The following is a 14,873-nucleotide window of genomic DNA, read 5'->3' on the forward strand; positions in this document are numbered from 1 at the left end:
ATTTTCATCAGTGGGCTGCACAAGCAGTCCGGGGGTGATGGGGGCATGGGCCGACCTGCGCCTGCAATTTATGCACAAAACCGATTGTCAGTCGGTTTTTTGTTCGAGGTTGATCAGATTGCCGGCGATGGCGCCGAAGATCGATGAGGCGCCTCGACTTTAGTCTAACCGTCATTAGGCTCGAAACTGCTCGGGTAGCTAATGGATGCAATCATGGGAGTGATGAAATGAAATTTAGTGGTTCGAAGAACACCAGGGGGTTTGCGAGCAAGCTCATGGTGTCGACAGCAATGTCTTTGAGCGTCTCGTTCATAGTCGCAGGTGCCGCGTCCGCGCAGGAGGCCGAACTTGTCACGGTTGACCAGGGAGATGATGTAGCGCTTCAGGAAAAGGTGGTGGTGACGGGTAGCCGAATTCAGCGCAGCGACCTGACAAGTGTCGGCCCGCTCGCTGTTCTCGATGATGAAGAGATATACGCGACCGGCATAACAAATGTGGAAGAGCTCCTTCAGACCCAGTCGTTTTCGGCGGGCTTTGCCGGGAATTCCAATGCCGCATACTGGGTGTCGGGAGGCTGGGGAACGGCGCAGGTCAATCTGCGCGGTCTCGGCGCGAACCGTACACTTGTACTGCTGAATGGGCGGCGGGTTGTGGCAGGCGGTTCCGGCGCAAACAGCTCGGTCGATCTGAACATGATCCCGGTCTCGCTCCTCCAGCGTGTCGAAGTCCTGAAGGATGGAGCGTCAGCTGTGTACGGCGCCGATGCTGTATCTGGTGTCGTGAACCTCATTACCAGGGATGAATTTGAGGGGTTTAGGATCGATTCGAAATTCGGCATCTCCGATCACGGGGACGCCGAAGAATATCTCCTCGACATGACATGGGGTGTCGTCAACGATCGCGGCAGCCTGATGTTCAATGCGAGCTACCAGAACAATCTCGAGGCGCCGCTTGATGTGCGGGCGCCCTGTGCGTTGGCGGACCTTGATGGAGATGGCGATCTCGAGTGTACATCGGGGAGTTCGAGCACGGCCGGTGGGCGGGCAGTTTTGCCGAATGGCGATCAGATCAATTTCATTGGCGGCGATGCGTATGAGCCCTTCAGCCTTGCCGCGCATGGATTCAATTCCAATCCATTCTTCAATGCCTCCAATCCCGTCGAGCGGGTAAGCTTTGCGGCCATTGGTAATTATGAAATCACGGATTCGATACGGTTCTTCAGTGAAGCACTGTTCAACTGGCGCACGTCGAACCAGCCCGGATCACCGGCAACTTTGACCAATATTGCATTCGATGCATCCCATCCGACAAACCCCACCGGCGAAGACATCATACTCCTGCGCCGCCGTACGGCCGAATTCGGTTCCAGGCAGTTCGAGCAGGATGTTTCGACTTGGCGGCTGGTCGCTGGTATTGAGGGCGATCTGTGGGAAGGCTGGAATTATGACCTGTCTTTTAATTGGGGCAGGAACACGGCCGTCGATGCGCTGCAGAACAATATCAATACGCAACGCCTGGCCGAAACCCTCGACCCTGCGCTTTGTGGGGCAAACGGTGTACCCTGCGCGGATATTCTGGGTGAAGGCGACCTGACCTCGGCAGTAGGCGACTATATCCTGATCAACCAGCGTGATACCGGCGGAAATGAGCAGATCAGCCTTACCGGCAATATCTCTGGCGCGCTGTTTGACCTGCCGGCCGGGCCTGTCGGGTTCGCTGCGGGGTTCGAGTATCGTGAAGACAAGGGCTGGCTTGAGCCGGATTCGCTGCTTGTCGCGGGTTTTGCACTCGGCAATGCGCAGGATCCGGTAAGCGGTTCGATCGAAGCCCAGGAGCTCTACGCAGAGGTGAATGTGCCATTGCTAAGAGACCTTCCGCTCGCTCAAGCCGTCGATCTTGATCTGGCCGTGCGGTATTCCGACTATGATCTCTTCGGTTCGGATGAAAACTATAAGGTTGGACTGAACTGGAGCCTGGTTCGCGACTTCAAACTACGCGGCACCTATTCGACAGCCTTCCGGGTCCCAAGTGTCACAGAGCTTTTCTCCGGCGTGAGTGAGGGGCAGATTCCGACAACCGACCCTTGTTCCAACTGGTCGTCGATGGATCCGTCCAGCAACATCTATCAGAATTGCCAGGCTGCAGGTGTGCCGGTTGGTTACACACAGCTGGGGTCAGTCATTCTGACCGACCAGGGGGGTAATCCGAACCTGGAACCGGAGGACGCGACAACATTCACGATCGGCGCTGTTTATCAGCCTAGTATCGTTCCCGGACTTTCGATCACAGTCGATTACTTCGATATCGATATCCAGGACGCCATCCGCCAGACGTCGGGCTCCACAAAACTTGCATCCTGCTACACGTCCGTTGGTCTTTCCCATCCCTTCTGTGGACCGACTCATCACTCGCGCAATGCCTTGACCGGAGATATCGATTTCCTGTCTGCGCAAAGCTCCAACACCGGTGATGAAGTCATGCAGGGTATCGACATCAGCGCGACCTATGATTTTGCAACCGGTAACATTGAGCACTCGGTGGAAGTTCAGGCCACTCACCTCATGAAATACGAAGTAACAGCTTTCGACGGGGACACGCCTTTCGTTTATGACGGTGGTGTTGGTTGTTGTGATGGCGGCTATCCGTCATGGCGTGCGACGGGATCCTGGTCGGCCAGATCCGGTCCATGGAACGGAACCTACAGTGCTCAGCTTATTGGTTCGGCAACGGACTACTTTGGCACACCCGGCTCAGTCGGAACTGACATTGATGCTGTCCTTTATCACAATATCCAGGGTGGCTATCAGCTTACAGAAAACCTGAAATTGAGCGCGGGTGTTGACAACCTGTTCGACAAGAAAGCCCCTTATGTCAGTTCTTGGTCGGACGGAAATACCGATACCCTGACCTATTCGTTGCTCGGACGATACTATTACGCCCGCGCAACCTGGGTTCTGGACTAAGCGCTCAGGCGGTTGCCGGCTTGAGGGTGAATGTACCCCTACCTCAAGCCGGCAATTCGCCAAATCTAGTCCAATCCTTAAAATATCGGAGTTTGAGATGTTGCTTTCACGAATGAGGGCCGTTGCCGCGCTGATCGGTTCTATGGTCCTGCTTTCACCTGTGGCCCATGCGCATGGTATTTCGGAGGAAGCGCGACGCAGAATGCTGGAAGGGGGAGATCTTCAGTACCTGATCCTGGGCGCCGAGCACATGATCACGGGTTATGATCATTTACTGTTCTTGTTTGGGGTCATGTTCTTCCTGACGAGTTTTTCGTCAATTCTCCGCTTCGTCACAGCTTTCACGATCGGCCATACGATCACGCTAATTGCTGCTACATATCTAGGCATCACGGCTAATTACTTCTTTATTGATGCGATCATTGCCCTGACGGTGATCTACAAGGGATTTGAAAACCTGGATGGTTTTCCGAAAGTGTTCGGCACAAAATCACCCAATCTGTTGCTCATGGTTGTGTTGTTCGGCCTGATCCATGGATTTGGCCTCTCGACGCGGCTACAGCAGCTGCCAATACGAGAAGATTCCGGCCTGCTGATGCACATTTTGTCATTCAATGTGGGCGTGGAGTTCGGTCAGATCGCTGCGCTCGTTGTGATGTGGCTCGCTTTGAACCTGCTCAGACGCACAACGCATTTTGGATCTGCAAGCGTCTTCATAAACGCGGGACTGATGTTCGCTGGCTTCGCGCTGTTTCTGATGCAGACTCATGGTCTGTTCCACACCACGATGCGTGAAGAGTATCCGATCAGCCGAGATGATCACATTCATGCTCATCTTGAAATGGGATCAACGGGACAGCAGCAGGCGCCCGCAGCTAATGCTTCGCCGACCTCATCATCTACAGAGCCCGCGGCGACTGCCCAGACCAGCGACGAGGCGCATGGCCACTCTCATGCGGCTGATGGGTCGCACGTTATGCCAGGAGAGGTGAAACCGGCCATGACGGTTGCTGCGACACCCAACTCGCCTGAATACATTCAGCTGGCGAACAATGTCGAGATCATCGAAAGTGTTCAGGAGGCCATGAACAGTGGCAGTGCTACCTTCACGCATGAAGGATATTTCGGCCCGCTCCTATTCGGTGAAGAGCTGCGCGCCTATACGCTTCGTCTGGAGCCGGGTATGTTCCTGTCGGAGCATCCACACCCGACCGAGAGCATTGTCTATACGTTGAGTGGCCGCTATGTGCTGTGCAGCGAAGGCAAGCGAAAGGTGATGGAAGCCGGGTCGATTTTCCACTTCGGCTCCAACATGCCAACCGGCTGGGAAGCGCCGTTTGCGGAAGGTGCCGAGATCCTGATCTTCAAGAAGAAACGCGACGGCGATGATTACGAGTCGTTCGTCACGGGCATCGGCGAGATGGCAGCAAAGCTGGATGTACAAATGAAGGATGGCGAGCCGTTCTACTATCATCAATTGCCAGCTGACCACCCGGCCATCCAGTTCGCCCGGTCCAAGAATCCGGACTTCAATGCCGTGCTGGAAGCCTCCGGGGCGGCCGAATGATCCACACCAAAAACAGATTATAAAGGAGAATACCCATGAATGCTAAGATCATCATTCCTGCCCTGCTTGCTCTTTCGCTCGCAGCTTGTTCCCAGCAGACGACTGCCCAGACCAGTGACGAGGCGCATGGGCACTCTCATGCGGCTGATGGGTCGCACGTTATGCCAGGAGAGGTGAAGCCAGCCATGACGGTTGCTGCGACACCCAACTCGCCTGAGTACATTCAGCTGGCGAACAATGTTGAGATCATCGAAAGTGTTCAGGAAGCCATGAACAGTGGCAGCGCCACTTTCTCGCATGAAGGGTATTTCGGTCCGCTCCTGTTCGGTGAAGAGCTGCGCGCCTATACGCTTCGCCTTGAGCCGGGCATGTTCCTGTCGGAGCATCCACACCCGACCGAGAGCATTGTCTATACGTTAAGTGGCCGCTATGTGCTGTGCAGCGAAGGCAAGCGGAAGGTGATGGAAGCCGGGTCGATCTTCCACTTCGGCTCCAACATGCCAACCGGCTGGGAAGCGCCGTTTGCGGAAGGTGCCGAGATCCTGATCTTCAAGAAGAAACGCGACGGCGATGATTACGAGTCGTTCGTCACGGGCATCGGCGAGATGGCAGCAAAGCTGGATGTACAAATGAAGGATGGCGAGCCGTTCTACTATCATCAATTGCCAGCTGACCACCCGGCTATCCAGTTCGCCCGGTCGAAGAATCCGGACTTCAATGCCGTGCTGGAAGCCTCCGGGGCGGCCGAATAATCCACACCGAGAACAGATTATAAAGGAGAATATCCATGAAAAGGACGTTCCTTGCCGCTTCTCTGCTGGTTCTGAGTTTGGGCGGATGTGCCACAAACACTTCCTCCGCAGCCCATGCCTCAGAGCAGGCTGTGCAAATCGGTGTGCAATGGAGACTCGTCGATACGATTGATGTCGAGGCGGTCAATTCCGATCTCGAAGTTGGGAAACCGACCGTCGATATCGGTCTATACTATCCATCGAATCTTCACCCGGACGCAGTCGAAAAACTACCGCTTAGCGGTCTGATGGAAGAGTTTCGGAACGCCAAAAAGGTCTTTGAGCCGACAGGTGTCCAGTTGAATCTTCTTTGGGTCAAAACAGGGACAGTCGACCCTCGGCACCTGGCCATCAACGCTTCGAAGTGGGAGACCGACCTGCCTTCTGGTGGCTATGGCAACATGTATGTACAGAGCGCCATCCATCCGACAGAAATGTCGGATGGAGCGTTGGAGGCTTTTGAGACCATTATCGAACCGGCGCCTGAAAACAGTCGCACTGTATATCTTGTTGCGATGCAGAATGTTTACATGCCGTACTATGAGGATATCGACGGCGGACGTAACTGGGCCCCAAAAGTGGTAAACACCTCCGGGCTCTCCTTCCCATCCTACACTTATGCCGACACCATTCCAAACCGGATACGCGGCGTGATCACGCTTACAAAGCACGACGCTATTAACAGGCTGACGATCGCGCATGAGCTGGGTCACAAGCTCATGAATGTGAGCCATGAGTATCGGGATGTGAGTCCGCAGCACGAGATCCGTTCGGATGAGGGATTGATGCTCTATGGGTCTGGGACGCAGATACCGTCCGGGCTGGATGGTCGCTGGCATCAGGAACGCTTGCTTCTCTCGCCATATATCTATCGCATCGATGCGACCGGCGAACGAAACTGGAATGCCGATTATCAGGCTGGCGGCGTTTACTATGATCCGATCTACGCAAATGCAGCGGTCCAGTTCGATTAGGTGTATTGGCCATCAACATCCAGTAGTCAGGATCGACTATAGGTGAAGGCGCATGGCCATCCAGGGATGGCCATGCGCCCCATTTATCTACTTCTCCGGCTTTTTCAGGGCAAACGCGTTAAGGTGCCCAATCTCAACGCGTAGCCTCAATTCATGTTGAAAAATCCATTCCGCTAATTCGAAACTTCACCCGAAATCATCCAACTTGGCTTGCTATGTAGGTCTGATTTCCGCTGTCCCTGCGCAATGTCGAAGACCTTCTTCACGAACGGGGCAAAGATATCTGCCATGAGAGTGTCCGTCTCTGGGTGAACCGGTTCGGTACATACTTCGCTCGCACGATTCTAAAGCAGCGCCAGAGCTGAAGTCGTTGTGACTGACAAGGCGTCACTTGACGTGGCGCAAATCATCAATTCTCCCTGAATGAACCATCTCGACGGGAGGGTTCGCTCTGTGGTGTGCACGAATTTATGAGACACTATTCAGCCCCCCCCTTGGGTTTCGAGCGCTTTTAGCGCGTCGCGTTTACATAAGGTGTAAATGATCCTACGCGGTGACTCCGAACCCTTCAGCCTGGAAACAGGGAGTCGGCCGCATTCCGTTTCGAGAGCGGCGGCCTGCGCCTCATTTAGGGGTTTGAAGGTCTCTGCCAATGACGCACAGGCGCTAAGGCCGAGAAGCCCGAGAAGCCCAAAAAAAATGCCACAGAGCCGCATGATCATTGTCCTTGATTGAAAGTTATGCCGAATCTTGCCGCGATACCGATCGCCACGACATAGAGGCCGATGGTGATGACGCTGGCTATGATCAGCGACACCCAGAAATTGGCTCCGCGTTCCATCAACGCCGGTAGGATTAGAAAAAATGGAAGGCTGGGCACAACATACCAAAGCGTTGCCCGCGCGTGCGCCGCGACCTGAGAGACATCCCCGCCAGTGTCCCGCCATAGCCAGATGATAGCCAGAAGCGAGATTAGCGGCAGCGACGCGATGAGACCGCCAAAGCTGGGGTGCCGCCTAGCGACTTCCGAGATGAAGGCGATGAGAAAGCCTGACAGCGCCGCTTTGAGAAGGAAATAGGTCATCCATTTACTCCGCGGGTTCTGGCAGTGCACCGCCAACTGGCGGTGCGACCCGTCGCTCCCCAGCATGAATGATCCGGTAGAGTGCAGGCAAGACCAGAAGCGTCAGTAAAGTCGCCGAAGTAATCCCGCCGATCACCACCGTGGCGAGGGGGCGCTGGACTTCACTTCCGAGCCCGACGTTCAGTGCCATTGGTACAAATCCGAGGCTTGCGACGAGCGCTGTCATCAGCACCGGACGCAGACGCTGGAGGGCACCGTCGAAGATTGCATTGTCAAGCGACTCGCCCGTTTCGCGACGCTGCCGGATGAAACTGAGCATGACGACACCGTTCAGGACCGCGATGCCCGACAGCGCAATGAAGCCAACGCCCGCAGAGATCGATAAAGGCAAGTCGCGTAGGGCAAGCGCAGCCACGCCACCAGTCAGCGCCAGCGGCACGCCAGTGAACACGATGCCCGCATCCCGGAACGACCCGAACAACATGAGCAGCAGCCCAAAAATAGTCAGGAGCGCAATCGGCACCACGATGGTCAGGCGCTGGCTTGCCGAGACAAGCTGCTCCCAGGTGCCGCCATACTCGATCCAGTAGCCCGAAGGCAGTTCCGCATCACTCTCCATGCGCGACTGAAGTTCAGTGATAAAGGAGCCAAGGTCGCGATCTCGCACATTCGAGGTGACGGTTAGTTTGCGTTTGCCATTCTCCCGGCTGATCTGATTGGGTCCAGGTGCAATTTCGACGCTGGCCACTTCTGAAAGTGGAACAAACATTGGGCCGTTTGCGCTGCGACGACTATCTGGCAGTGGAAGTGGAAGGCGCTCAATCGCCGATACATCTGTACGCAGATATTCTGGGAATCGGACAACAATATCGAAACGTCTGTCACCCTCGAAATACCGTCCTGCGACCTCGCCGCCGAGAGCAATTCCCGCGACACGTTGAACGTCACCAATGTTCAGACCGTAGCGCGCCAGAGCATCCCGGTTGGGATGGATGGACAGGATGGGCAGGCCGGTCACTTGCTCATATTGAACATCGGCTGAGCCGGGGACGTTTGAGACGATGCCCTCAACTGTCGTTGCGAGCGTCGCCAAAGTGTCGAGGTCGTCGCCATAGATTTTAATGGCCACATCCGCTCGCACGCCCGAAATCAGTTCGTTGAATCGCATCTCAATCGGCTGTGTGATTTCATATTTGCTGCCGGGAATTGCTTCGACAGCTGTTTGCAGTTCGGTCAAAAATACCGGTTTGGGTTTGCGTGGGTCTGGCCAGTCCTTGCGGGGTTTGAGAATTATGAATGTGTCGGCCACGCTCGGCGGTACTGGATCGGTCGCAATCTCGGGCGTGCCGATCTTGGCAAAGACCCGTTCGACTTCCGGAAGTTCCTTTATACGGCGTTCCAACATCTCCTGCATGTCGATGGCCTGCGTCAGGCTGGTGCCGGGTATGCGCAGAGCGTGCAGGGCGATGTCGCCTTCATCCAGGTTAGGAATGAACTCCGACCCGAGTTTCGTCGCGCCCCATCCGGCAAATCCAACCAGCACAAGTGCCGTAATAACAACGGCGTACCGGGCCTGGAGCGCAAAGCGCAGCGCAGGACGATAGGCCGCCTGGGCGCCGCGCATGATCCAGCTTTCTCTTTCGGTCACCTTGCCACGTACAAACAGCGCGACTGCTGCTGGAACGAAGGTCAGCGAAAGGATCAGAGCAGAGGTGAGCGCAATCACCACAGTGAAGGCCATCGGGTGGAACATTTTCCCCTCAATGCCAGTCAGGGCAAAGATCGGCAGGTAAACGACCGTGATGATGATCACACCAAAGATAGACGGCTTGATCACCTCGCTTGAAGCGGATGCGGCAAGCGAGAACCGCTCCTCCTGGGTCAGAAGGCGCCCGAGCCCTTTTTGGGCTTCACCGAACCGCCTGAGACAGTTCTCCACGATGATGACGGCCCCGTCGACGATCAGGCCAAAATCAAGCGCGCCAAGGCTCATCAAATTGCCGGACACCTTGTTCTCGACCATGCCCGTCACCGTCATCAACATGGCGAGCGGGATTACAGCAGCCGTCAACAGGGCGGCGCGGAAATTGCCCAGCAACAGGAAGAGGACAACGATAACCAGAAGCGCACCTTCGGCGAGATTCTTTTCGACCGTCTTGATCGTCGCATCCACAAGGTTGGTGCGATTATAGACCGGCGTGATCGTCACGCCATTCGGCAGACCGCGTCGGATGATATCGACCTTTTCGTCAACAGCGACCGAGACGGTCCGGCTATTTTCGCCGATCAGCATAAACGCGGTGCCGAGCACTACTTCCTCGCCATTCTGCGTCGCCGCGCCAGTGCGCAATTCTTCGCCTTCACGAACTTCCGCAACATCGCTCAGACGGACGCTGACAACGCCTGTATCTTTCACCGTAATGGCGCGCAGATCGTCAAGACTAGTCGCCTGACCCGGCACGCGGATCAGGTTCTGTTCGCCATTGCGCTCGATATAGCCCGCGCCAGTATTGGCGTTATTGCGTTCAACCGCCGACAGAATGTCATCGAGCGAAATACTGAAGCCCGCCATCGCCGCAGGATGGGGCAGGATATGGATTTCCTTCTTGAACCCGCCAATCGTGTTGACTTCCGTAACACCCTCGACGGTACGCAACTGGGGCAGAACAACCCAGTCATTGAGCGTACGCAGGTCCATTGGCGTCCAGAGTGTGCCGTCGTCTTTCCGGGCTCCTGGATCGGCAGCAATGATATACATATAGATTTCACCGAGGCCCGTCGAAATCGGGCCGGGCTCCGGCGTAATGCCTTGTGGTAGAACGCCCTGTACGGACTGAATGCGTTCGGAGACCAATTGGCGGGCGCGATAGATATCGGTGCCATCATCAAAGACGACCGTGACCTGACTGAGGCCATAGCGCGAGACAGAACGTGTGTAATCCAGGCCAGGTAGCCCGGAGATCGCGGTTTCGACCGGAAATGTGATGCGTTGTTCAGTTTCGAGCGGTGAGAAACCCGGCGCTTCCGTATTGATTTGGACCTGGATATTGGTGATGTCCGGCACGGCGTCGATTGGTAGTCGGTTGAAGTTCCAGACGCCAAAGCCTGCCACGCCCAGGACAACTGCCATGACCAGCCAGCGCTGGCGAATTGAGAACTCTATAATGCGTTCGAGCATGCTGGGCCCCTAATGGTCGTGGCTGGCGCCGGACTTATCGATGTCGGCTTTGATGAGGAAAGAATTTTCGGTGACGTAGATCTCGCCTGGACTCAGTCCGCCCAGCACTTCCGCCGTTTCGCCATCGCGCTGCCCGAGGTCCAGCATGCGGACTTCATAGGTCTCGCCGACCTTCGCATAGACAACAGTGAAGTCTCGGAAACTCTGTAGCCCGGTTTCTTTGACCGCCAGTGGCACCTCATTTTCTGCAATCACAACCTCTGCCATCAGGCGCATCCCGGGCTGAAGCCCTGAAGCGGCGGGTATCCTGGCAACCGCGACCCGAGTCTGCGAATTCGCGCCAGCCATTGGCAGAAAGCGCGTGATGGCGGTTTCGACGTTCGTGTCGCCGCCAGCGACGCCAAGCCGAACGGCCTGGCCGGTACGGACTCTTGCTGCATCACGCGGAAAGACGTGCAGATAGGCTTCCATCTGGCTAAAGTCAGCGATCAAAAATAGCGGATCACCGCCCGCAACATCCCCGGCATTGGTGTGTCGCTCTAGGATGGTTCCTGATTTGGGCGCGGTGACGGTGTATTCCTGCAAGCTACTTGATGACTCAATCCGGGCGAGGGGCTGACCGCGACGCACAGTGTCGCCAACATTCGCGCTGACCGACTGTACCGGTCCCGGATAGGTTGCTCTGACCGACGACGTTGCTGAGGGCGCAAGCGTGACTTCGCCGGAGAGTGTCAGGACATCCTGCACGATGGCAGGGCCCGCTTCTTCGACGACGACGCCTGCATTGGCGGCCACATCATCGGGTATGGTCGTGCGTCCTTCAAAGGAGTCATAGCGCCACGAATAGGTCTTGCCCTCGAAACGAGCTTCAGTTTCCACTTCAAAAGAGTGAGGTTCCGTTACCACGCCATCGCCGATCAGATAGTCTTGGCGCGGCGTGAAGTTGAACGTGTCGACGATATCACCGAGGCGATGCAACCGGACTGTCAGGTCGACGGATGCCGGATCGATCGGATCGCCATCCTTGTACGGGTAGATGCGGTACTGCGGCGGCACGCCAGTCTCAAAAATCGTCATTTCGACTGCGAATGGTCCGTCTTCAAGCAGGCGTCCCTCATTTGGTCCTCGCGCATAGTCTTCTTCGGCTGCCTCAGCATCTGAATCATGGCCCTGGCTTGTGGCAGAAGAGGGCGACGCGTCACCGCAGGCTCCAAGGAAGCCGAGTATGAATGCAGCTGCCAGTGGCGCGCCGAGTTGGTTTAGAAGGTTAGTCATTCTGGGAACTCCGTAAGTGCGACGGGCTGGTCGGCACCGGGTGCCAGGCGGGCCAATGCGGCTTCGTTCAAAATATAGGTTCTGAGATGGGTGAGGCGCTCTTCGCGCAAGGCTGCGACGGTGCGTTGAGCGTCGATTATATCTAGGTAAGAGAATGCCCCGCGCGCATATCCATCGCGCGCAAGTTCTACAGCGCCAGTCGCTGCAGGCAGAAGAAGGGTGTCGATTGCCGCGATTTCGTCCAAGGCGCTGATCGCTGACCGCTGATAGCCTACGGCACGGCGAAGTAATTGCTGTTGCAGCACCTCACGTTGCACATTGATGCGGCGTTGATCCGCATGAGCCCTTGCAACGGCAGCTTGACTTCGCTTGGCAGTCCCAATCGGAATTGAGGCGCCGCCGATCACGGCTAGATCATCTTCGATACCAAATTTGCGCACCCCAACGCTCCAAGTCACATCGGGAATGGCTTGGGAGCGCTCAAATTCAATTCGCGCCGCAGATTGCAGCCGTTCGGCGTCGAGACGCTCAAGCTCGGGCGACTCAAGGGACGCCAAATCAAAAGGCCGCAGTGCGCGATCGGCATCGAGAAAGCCGGGGTCAATCTGAAAGTCACTTTCGGCCAACCAGTAAGATCCAAGGGCTGCTCGCAGATTACCGGCCTGTGCGTCATAGCGGCGGGCATCGGCTTCTGCCTGTAGACGATCAGACGACGCCCTGGCGCCAGCAAGGAGCGGGTCCCGACCTGCATCGACGCGTTTTTGTACGGCGGCTTCAAGCTCGCGGGAGAGGGTGACCCGGTCGCAGGCCAGCGTGACTCTGCGTTCAGCAACGGCTGCTTCCGCATAGATGTTTTCAACCTCTTCACGGATATTGAATTCGGCCGCAGCGAAGCGGGTCTCGGCGACATCAACTGCGGTATTTGCGAAAGCTTCTCGCGCTTCGCGCTTGCCGCCGCGTTCCCAGACGCGAGAGAAGCTCCCGGTGATCTGAAGGCTGTCTATGTTGCTTGCGAGCCCCGTCCCTGGGAAGTCCTCGATTTCAAGTGAGACAGTATCGGCGGGCCGTAGCGCTGCAATTGCGCGCTCAGTCCTTGCTGCGCGGACTTCCGCAGTGGCGAGTTCCGGGCGCAGATCGGCCTCGATCGCTAGTTGGGTTGCATTTGCAAGCGAGACAATTTCACTACGGGCAGTGGCCGCGCCGCACGGATCGGTTTGTGCCTGCGCATGAGCCACAGACAAGGCCATCGCGAGTGCGAGACCGAAAGATTTGGTTATCATTTAACTTGTAGCTCCTGACCAAAAACACTTGTCCGACTTACCGTGTGGCAGGTCGGCAACGCTCTGGTTCAGGCCCGGTCAGGATCCGGGTCGGGAGGCAGCAGAGGAGCGGGATATTGATGCTCCCGATAGGCCACTTTCAACGCCCTATCGGGCAAGTGGAAGCCAGCGGCTACTTCAGCCACGCCAAGCGCCGTAAAATGAAGCTCTGCAACGTGGTCATTCGAATGTCCGGTATTTTTTTGAGGTTCTGCTGGATCGGCATCATTCTTATCTTCAGCGTGAGCATTGTGATGATGATCAGAGTGAAGTGCGCTGTTGTCAGTGGTTTCTGACGTTTCAGTATGCGCCACGGCATGGGCCGCTTGTATAAGTGACCCTGACATCGAAAACACGATGCAAAGCAGTGCTATCCACATTAGGCGCATAAGAAACGCGTAGCGCAGCGGCGTCATTATGTAAACAACGGACCTTCAGGCCTTGATTAAGGTTGCTTCTGCCTCGCGTCTGTCTTGGCCGGGCAGTGTTGCTGGTGCACTACGCCAGGCCCGTGTCGAGAACTCCGTTGGACTGCCTCAGAAAATCTGACCTCTAATTTGATCAATGATCGGCCTTGGTGGCTGTAACGAAGTGGTTGGGTGTCGGACTAGCCAGGCCAACGGGCTGCGGCCACGTAGGATTCGACTCCAGAATTGCCAATTCGATACTAGCGCACACCTTGCCGGAAACCCCCAAGGGGTATATGTATGTCGTCATGAGAGCTTTGTTTCTGACGCTAATGGTTTTGCTGTTCAGTTTTGGACAGATAGCCTGCGCGTGTGCGGTGGAGACCAATAATCACGGTAACCAGACGCATCAGGCACAACCACCGCATCAGCATTCCGCCGATCCTGTGGCCGACGCCGATATGACAAAGGCGGCGAGCCATGATGACGCCCGTTGCAGCGACTGTGATTGCGGCGCGAACTCAGCCGTATTCATGTCAGCCGCGGACGGGGTGGCTGCCATGCATTCGTCGACGAGCGGCGCCAAACTCATTTTGGAAATGTCTGTTGCAGCGGTTGCGGCTCCGCTCCCGCACATTCAGATCGCGCCAGCGCAGCGCTGGTCTGATCCGCCCTGGCCTGATCCGGTCCGACTGCACGACAAACTTCTGATTTGATCCTTTGCGAGGATCCCGGGCGCTTTGTGTGCCGGGATTTGATGGCATCTGCCAGGCCGCTGCGCTGCAGCGCCCAAAGCAGGTCTACATCCCCTCTCTGGCGACAGCGTACTGTGCGCGATCGCTGCTCTTCAAAGGAAATTTGTAATGTCATTCTCTCTCAAAAGGTTCGTTGTTGTGGCGGCCGCTTTTGGATTTGTCCTGAGCCCAGCCTACGCGCAGATGTCGCATGAGGGTATGGACCATGGCCCTGCAGGTCACGATCAGATGGACCATGACCGCAGCTCGCACATGGTCGAAGGTGTTGGAACCGTCGTTGCCATCGATCTGGAAAGTAGGCGGATCGGGCTCGATCACGCCCCGGTGCCGGATCTCAAATGGCCTGCTATGCGCATGGCGTTCAAGGTCGGCGACGGTGTTGATCTGACGGCTTTCCAGCCTGGTGACAAGGTCCAGTTCACGCTGCACCGGGTCGAAAAGGGTGCATACCCGATCGCCGAACTATGCGTCCGCACGTCCGATGCCATGGTGCCGGGCCTCTGTATGCCCCGCGGCGAACCTGAATCCTCCGTTAAGTAATCCCATAGCGACGGGAACGC

General features: G+C 56.3%; 11 protein-coding genes and 1 pseudogene. 7 read left to right on the forward strand and 5 right to left on the reverse strand.

Going from position 1 to position 14,873, the window contains the following annotated elements; all coding sequences use genetic code 11:
* Positions 1-227 precede the first annotated feature (227 nt).
* The 5 genes and pseudogenes from ACQ66M_RS12700 to ACQ66M_RS12720 all read left to right on the forward strand — a co-directional run.
* Positions 228-2,963 carry a TonB-dependent receptor plug domain-containing protein gene (locus ACQ66M_RS12700; protein ID WP_430404255.1) on the forward strand — a complete coding sequence of 912 codons (2,736 nt, stop codon included), beginning with the start codon at positions 228-230 and terminating at the stop codon, positions 2,961-2,963.
* Positions 2,964-3,075: 112 nt separating this feature from the next.
* Entirely contained in the window at positions 3,076-4,530 is a 1,455-nt protein-coding gene (locus ACQ66M_RS12705; protein ID WP_430404257.1) for a HupE/UreJ family protein, read from the forward strand.
* A 35-nt stretch (positions 4,531-4,565) separates the two neighbouring features.
* On the forward strand, positions 4,566-5,282 hold the full coding sequence (locus ACQ66M_RS12710; protein ID WP_430404259.1) for a cupin domain-containing protein: 717 nt from the start codon (positions 4,566-4,568) through the stop codon (positions 5,280-5,282).
* A gap of 35 nt (positions 5,283-5,317) precedes the next feature.
* Positions 5,318-6,295 (forward strand): hypothetical protein, encoded by a 978-nt coding sequence (locus ACQ66M_RS12715; protein WP_430404261.1) that lies wholly within the window; start codon positions 5,318-5,320, stop codon positions 6,293-6,295.
* A 195-nt stretch (positions 6,296-6,490) separates the two neighbouring features.
* Positions 6,491-6,651, forward strand: a pseudogene (locus ACQ66M_RS12720) (IS6 family transposase); the annotation flags it as partial.
* Between the two features lie 362 nt (positions 6,652-7,013).
* On the opposite strand, the gene ACQ66M_RS12725 reads toward ACQ66M_RS12720, so the two are convergent.
* From ACQ66M_RS12725 to ACQ66M_RS12745, 5 genes are all read right to left on the reverse strand, one after another.
* Positions 7,014-7,379 (reverse strand): DUF3147 family protein, encoded by a 366-nt coding sequence (locus ACQ66M_RS12725; RefSeq protein ID WP_430404263.1) that lies wholly within the window; start codon positions 7,377-7,379, stop codon positions 7,014-7,016.
* 4 nt (positions 7,380-7,383) lie between these two features.
* Positions 7,384-10,557, reverse strand: coding sequence for an efflux RND transporter permease subunit (locus ACQ66M_RS12730; protein WP_430404265.1), 3,174 nt, complete (start codon positions 10,555-10,557; stop codon positions 7,384-7,386).
* Between the two features lie 9 nt (positions 10,558-10,566).
* Entirely contained in the window at positions 10,567-11,832 is a 1,266-nt protein-coding gene (locus ACQ66M_RS12735; protein WP_430404268.1) for an efflux RND transporter periplasmic adaptor subunit, read from the reverse strand.
* Positions 11,829-13,112 (reverse strand): TolC family protein, encoded by a 1,284-nt coding sequence (locus tag ACQ66M_RS12740; protein WP_430404270.1) that lies wholly within the window; start codon positions 13,110-13,112, stop codon positions 11,829-11,831. Before ACQ66M_RS12740 ends, ACQ66M_RS12735 begins: the two co-directional genes overlap by 4 nt.
* A gap of 68 nt (positions 13,113-13,180) precedes the next feature.
* On the reverse strand, positions 13,181-13,567 hold the full coding sequence (locus ACQ66M_RS12745) for a hypothetical protein (RefSeq protein ID WP_430404272.1): 387 nt from the start codon (positions 13,565-13,567) through the stop codon (positions 13,181-13,183).
* A 263-nt stretch (positions 13,568-13,830) separates the two neighbouring features.
* Between ACQ66M_RS12745 and ACQ66M_RS12750 the strand changes: the two genes are divergently transcribed.
* Positions 13,831-14,274 carry a hypothetical protein gene (locus ACQ66M_RS12750; RefSeq protein WP_430404275.1) on the forward strand — a complete coding sequence of 148 codons (444 nt, stop codon included), beginning with the start codon at positions 13,831-13,833 and terminating at the stop codon, positions 14,272-14,274.
* Between the two features lie 147 nt (positions 14,275-14,421).
* Positions 14,422-14,853 (forward strand): copper-binding protein, encoded by a 432-nt coding sequence (locus ACQ66M_RS12755; protein ID WP_430404277.1) that lies wholly within the window; start codon positions 14,422-14,424, stop codon positions 14,851-14,853.
* Positions 14,854-14,873: the final 20 nt, after the last annotated feature.

It is taken from the genome of Hyphomonas sp., assembly GCF_965284475.1.
Taxonomy (GTDB): domain Bacteria; phylum Pseudomonadota; class Alphaproteobacteria; order Caulobacterales; family Hyphomonadaceae; genus Hyphomonas.

Excerpts from the sequence above, each read along its gene's own strand:
- ACQ66M_RS12700 (WP_430404255.1), top strand. The coding sequence starts at position 228 with ATGAAATTTAGTGGTTCGAAGAACACCAGGGGGTTTGCGAGCAAGCTC.
- ACQ66M_RS12705 (WP_430404257.1), top strand. The coding sequence starts at position 3,076 with ATGAGGGCCGTTGCCGCGCTGATCGGTTCTATGGTCCTGCTTTCACCT.
- ACQ66M_RS12710 (WP_430404259.1), top strand. The coding sequence starts at position 4,566 with ATGAATGCTAAGATCATCATTCCTGCCCTGCTTGCTCTTTCGCTCGCA.
- ACQ66M_RS12715 (WP_430404261.1), top strand. The coding sequence starts at position 5,318 with ATGAAAAGGACGTTCCTTGCCGCTTCTCTGCTGGTTCTGAGTTTGGGC.
- ACQ66M_RS12725 (WP_430404263.1), bottom strand. The coding sequence starts at position 7,379 with ATGACCTATTTCCTTCTCAAAGCGGCGCTGTCAGGCTTTCTCATCGCC.
- ACQ66M_RS12730 (WP_430404265.1), bottom strand. The coding sequence starts at position 10,557 with ATGCTCGAACGCATTATAGAGTTCTCAATTCGCCAGCGCTGGCTGGTC.
- ACQ66M_RS12735 (WP_430404268.1), bottom strand. The coding sequence starts at position 11,832 with ATGACTAACCTTCTAAACCAACTCGGCGCGCCACTGGCAGCTGCATTC.
- ACQ66M_RS12740 (WP_430404270.1), bottom strand. The coding sequence starts at position 13,112 with ATGATAACCAAATCTTTCGGTCTCGCACTCGCGATGGCCTTGTCTGTG.
- ACQ66M_RS12745 (WP_430404272.1), bottom strand. The coding sequence starts at position 13,567 with ATGACGCCGCTGCGCTACGCGTTTCTTATGCGCCTAATGTGGATAGCA.
- ACQ66M_RS12755 (WP_430404277.1), top strand. The coding sequence starts at position 14,422 with ATGTCATTCTCTCTCAAAAGGTTCGTTGTTGTGGCGGCCGCTTTTGGA.